Source organism: Mesorhizobium sp., assembly GCF_005063415.1.
GTDB lineage: Bacteria > Pseudomonadota > Alphaproteobacteria > Rhizobiales > Rhizobiaceae > Mesorhizobium.
In genome coordinates, this window is the sequence record NZ_SUEG01000246.1 from 1 (window position 1) to 4,665 (window position 4,665).

Here is a 4,665-nt window from a genome sequence, read left to right on the forward strand (position 1 = left end):
GGCTGACCCATTTGTTGCAGGACGCCATGACGACGAAGGTCTCGCTGCGCACGACCTCGCCGGGTTCGCCGGCGCCGGGGATCAGCTCGCTGGTGACGCGGTAGAGATCGGCGACGTCGCCGGCCACGGTTACATCGACGATGATGTCGAAGCGCCCGGTGACGACGGCGGCCGAGTTCACGAAAGGCAGTTCGGAGATGCGCTGCGCCAGTTCTCGCGCCCGGCCGCGCCCTTGCGCGTTGATGCCGACGATCGCCGAGATCAGCTCGGGGCGTTCGGTCAGGTTGAGCAGCCCGACGATCTTGAGCAGGTTGCGGTCGAGCAGGTTGCGCAGCCGCACGCGCACCGTCGGCACAGAGATCGCCATCTTCTCGGCAAGGCGGTTGACGCCAAGCTGCGCATCCTGCGACAGCAGCTTGACCAGTCGCCGGTCGGTCTGATCGAGATGTTCCCGCAAACGCTCAGGCTTTCATAAAGGGAAAGAAACGATTGGATTTTCTTTCAGATATGAAAATACCTTATGAGAGATTTTTAACAACGGCAAGAGCCATGTCATCCGCCATAGCTCTGTGGCTGTCAGCAGTTTCGTCGCGGGCGCCACATTTTGTTCTTGCTTTGTGCCGGCAGCTATGCTACTAATTTGGGTATGGGCCAATCGCGCCGCCGACCCGCCCTCCCGAGGCGGTTTTTTGTTTCCGGATCTTTTGAAGGTTCAGGCCGCCGGTTTAAGGTTGGCGGGATAGCGCCGTTCTGCGGGGCGCGGTCGCAACTCGCGGCCATACTTTTGACCCGCCCGACTTTGGCCTGCCTCGTTGCCAAAACCGCGCATCTCCCCGTGAAGAGGAGATTGGCCGCCATCAACGCTTTCCCCGCGCTAACGGCTGGCCCCGAAGATAGCGACGGCTGCCGCTGTCAGCGCAGCGTTACTGGATGCTACCGTTCCATCAGGAAGCTCCTTGCCGTCTTCCAGTCCGACACGCGTCGACCAGCCACGCGCCGCCGCCCGGTGCACGAAAGGCCAGACCGTGGCGTCGGCGCCGTGCAGCAGGATCGCCCGACGCATTCCGGCGCCGTCGAGCACGGCGGCGATATCGTCGCTGATCTCCAGCGCAGCGTCCGGCTCCTGCTCGGAGATTTCGATCAGGATGCGCAGCACGCGTTTGCCATGGTCGAGGCTCACCAGGCGTTCGGCGTCGGCGACGGAGGCAAGCCAGGCCTCGATGCCAATGCAGCGCTGGCGCAGACCGTCCATGACTGCGGGCGCGGCGTCTTCGCTCAGATTGACCGAGGCGTAGTCGGGCAGCTCGCTCCAGCCGGCGATCGCGGCCAGCGTCCGCTCGTCGTCATTTTCGATCCAGGCGCCGGTCGACAGGCCGATCAGCGTTCCAGGGCAGGCGCGACGAAGCGCTAGCACAGTCTGGTCCATCGTCACCGGCGCAAGACTTTCGCGGCCGTCCAGCCCGCGGGCATGAACATGCAGTTCGGCGGCACCGGCGGCGACGCAGGTCGCACCGTCGCGCGCCATGGCTTCGGGATCAAGCGGCAGTCGCGGGTGGAAATCGGCGCTGCGCGCACCATTGATGCAGGTCTGGACGATCATGGCGGTGGCGGCCCCGTTGAAGTGGAACAAGTTTAGCGCACGACAACGAAATCGGAAATTGGATGATGTCCCATCCCGCGAAGCTCACCCGGCAAGAAACGGGTGGTCCGCGCGCGCCGTTTCACCCATCTCAATGACAGAGAAGCTACAGAGGCGAAGCCATGACCATCCATTCGATAGGCACGAAAGCGGCGGTCAAATCGGCGGAGGTGCGCGTTGCCGGATATGACTGGCGGAATCTGGCCGGTGAGCTGAGTGGCTATGGCTGCGCGGTGATGGAAAAGCTGCTGACGCCGCAGGAGTGCCGGCAGATTGCCGGACTTTATTCGGACGAGTGCCAATTCCGCAGCCATGTGCACATGGCGCGGCACGGCTTCGGCAAGGGCGAGTACCGCTATTTCCGCTATCCCTTGCCCGATCTGATCGGCGGCTTGCGCACCGCGCTCTATCCGTGCCTCGCCGCGGTCGCCAACGATTGGAACGAACGCATGGGTATCGCGCAGCGCTATCCCGACGAACACGCCGCGTTCCTGAAACAATGCCACGAGCATGGCCAGACGCGGCCGACGCCGCTCCTGCTGCAATACGTCCCTGGCGACTTCAACTGCCTGCACCAGGATCTCTACGGCGATCTGGCGTTCCCGCTGCAAGTGGCGATCCTGTTGTCCGAACCCGGCAAGGATTTCACCGGCGGCGAGTTTGTGCTGACCGAACAGCGTCCGCGCATGCAAAGCCGCGTCGAGGTGGTACCGCTGCGCCAGGGCGATGCGGTCGCCTTCGCGGTCCACAATCGACCGGTCCAGGGCAGCAAGGGCAAGTACCGCGTCAATCTCAGGCACGGCGTCAGCCGGCTTCGCTCCGGCATGCGCCACACCGTCGGCATCATCTTCCACGACGCCAAATAGCCGAGCCGTCCGGTCAAGGCCCGGCGGCGATTACCTGGAAAAATCGCTGCGCACGATGCCGTGGCGCTGGAGCTTGTCGTAGAAGGTCTTGCGCGGAATCCCCAGCGCTTCGATCGTGCGCCTGACATCGCCCTCGTTGCGGCCAAGCGTCTCGCGGATGATGTCGGCCTCGTAGCGCTCCAGCCGCTCCGGCAGCTTCATGGCGGCGGTCGATTGGGTCGGGGCAGGGGGTTGTGCTTCGGCGCCTTCCTCCAATCCAAGCACAAACCGCTCGGCGAAATGCGCCAGTTCGCGCACATTGCCCGGCCAGTCATGGTCGCTCAGATGGCGATGCACCGTCGCCGGCACTGCCGGCACTGGGCGGTGGAAACGGGCGGCGGCGCGCTCGGCGAAATAGAAGAACAGCAGGGCGACATCGTCGCGGCGCTCGCGCAGCGGCGGGATCGAGATCGTCACCACGTTGAGCCGGTAATAGAGATCCTCGCGGAAAGCGCCGCGCTGGCGCGGATCGGCGAGGTCGACCTTGGCGGCGGCGACGACGCGCAGGTCGACTGGCCGCACCTCGTTGGTGCCGAGCGGCGTGACCTCGCGCATTTCCAGCACGCGCAGCATCTGCACCTGTGTCGAGACCGGCATGCTTTCGATCTCGTCGAGGAACAGCGTGCCGCCGCTGGCATGCTCGATGCGGCCGATCCGTTTCTTCTGCGCGCCGGTGAAGGCGCCGGCCTCATGGCCGAACAACTCGCTCTCGATGACCGTCTCCGGCAGCGTGCCGCAATTCAGCGCAACGAAATTGCCCTTAGCGCGGCGGCTCCAGCGATGCAGAAGACTTGCGACCACCTCCTTGCCGGAGCCGGTCTCGCCGGTCACCAGCACATCGACATCGGTGTCGGCGATCTGGCGTAGCGTGCGGCGCAGCCTGTCCATCGCCGGTGTCTGGCCGATCAGCGGCAGGCCGTCCTGCGCCTCTCCGGCCGCCTCGCGCAGGGCCCGGTTCTCCATCACCAGGCGGCGCTTTTCCGCCGCGCGACGCACGCTCTGCACCAGCCGGTCGGCGGCGAAGGGCTTTGTGATGAAGTCGTAGGCGCCGTCCTTAATCGCGTTGACGGCCATGGCGATGTCGCCGTGGCCGGTGACGAGGATGACGGGAATGTCCGCATCCAGCCGCAGGACACGGTTGAAAAGCTGCAAGCCGTCGATCTGAGGCATGCGGATATCGGACACCACGACGCCGGCAAAACCGGCGTCGAGCCCGGCCAGCGCCTCGGCGGCCACCGCAAAGGCGGAGACCGAGAAACCGGCAAGCTCCAGCGTCTGCGCAGTGGCCTTGAGGAGATCGCGGTCGTCGTCGATCAGGATCACCGGCGCGGCATTGTCGTTCGTCATGATGGCTTACGCTGCTGTCTGGAGATGAATGGTGAAGCGGGTGCCGCTATCGTCGCTTGAAACCTCGATACGGCCGCCATAATCGGCGACGATGTCCTTCGAGATGACGAGGCCAAGGCCAAGGCCTTTTTCCTTGGACGTGTTGAACGGCGTGAACAGTGATTTGAGGATCCCTGGCGGAATGCCCGGTCCGTTATCGGACACGGCGACCGTCACGCCGTCGGCGGTCTCTTCGACCGATACCTGCACATGAGCGTCGTCGCGGCCGTCGAGCGCCTCCAGCGCGTTCTGAAATAGATTGATCAGCACCTGTTCGAGCCGCACCCGATTGCCCATGACCTTGAGGCTCGGCGGCGGCAGGTCGATGGCCAATGCGTCGAGCCGACCGGCAAAGCGGCTTCTCAACAGCATGACGGCGCCCTCGATGACACCACGTAATTCGACAGGCTCGGCGGCGGTGCGGCCCTTGCGGGCAAATGCCTTCAACTCCTCGGTGATTGAGCCGATGCGTTCGGTCAAAGCGGCGATGGCGCCGAGGTTTTCCTCGGCCGGCCCGGTCTGCTTGCGGTCGAGGAAGGTGCGGGCATTGTCGGCATAGGCGCGGATGGTGGCGACCGGCTGGTTGATTTCATGGGCGACACCGGCCGCGACCTGGCCGAGGATGGCGAGGCGGTTGGCCTGGACCAGATCCTGCTGCACGACCTGGAGCTTGGCTTCCGTGCTGCGGTGGTCTGACATCTCGGCCTGCAGCCGGTCGCGGGCGCGGCTCAAATC

The 4,665-nt window shown here is 64.6% G+C and carries 5 protein-coding genes; 1 reads left to right on the forward strand and 4 read right to left on the reverse strand.

All coding sequences use genetic code 11. The annotated features are described in order from the left end of the window. Positions 1-457, reverse strand: a 457-nt coding sequence (locus tag E5W70_RS30990; protein ID WP_292665057.1) for an Lrp/AsnC family transcriptional regulator, incomplete at its 3' end; no start/stop codon positions are given. Positions 458-874: 417 nt separating this feature from the next. After that, on the reverse strand, positions 875-1,600 hold the full coding sequence (locus E5W70_RS30995; RefSeq protein WP_292665058.1) for a 3-keto-5-aminohexanoate cleavage protein: 726 nt from the start codon (positions 1,598-1,600) through the stop codon (positions 875-877). Positions 1,601-1,761: 161 nt separating this feature from the next. Between E5W70_RS30995 and E5W70_RS31000 the strand changes: the two genes are divergently transcribed. Continuing rightward, positions 1,762-2,505: a 2OG-Fe(II) oxygenase gene (locus E5W70_RS31000; protein ID WP_292665059.1), complete on the forward strand. Its 744-nt coding sequence runs from the start codon at positions 1,762-1,764 to the stop codon at positions 2,503-2,505. Between the two features lie 30 nt (positions 2,506-2,535). Here E5W70_RS31000 and E5W70_RS31005 read toward each other — a convergent pair whose 3' ends face one another. Next, positions 2,536-3,891 carry a sigma-54 dependent transcriptional regulator gene (locus tag E5W70_RS31005; RefSeq protein WP_292665060.1) on the reverse strand — a complete coding sequence of 452 codons (1,356 nt, stop codon included), beginning with the start codon at positions 3,889-3,891 and terminating at the stop codon, positions 2,536-2,538. 6 nt (positions 3,892-3,897) lie between these two features. After that, positions 3,898-4,665: ATP-binding protein (locus E5W70_RS31010; protein WP_292665061.1), on the reverse strand; the 768-nt coding region annotated here is incomplete at its 5' end.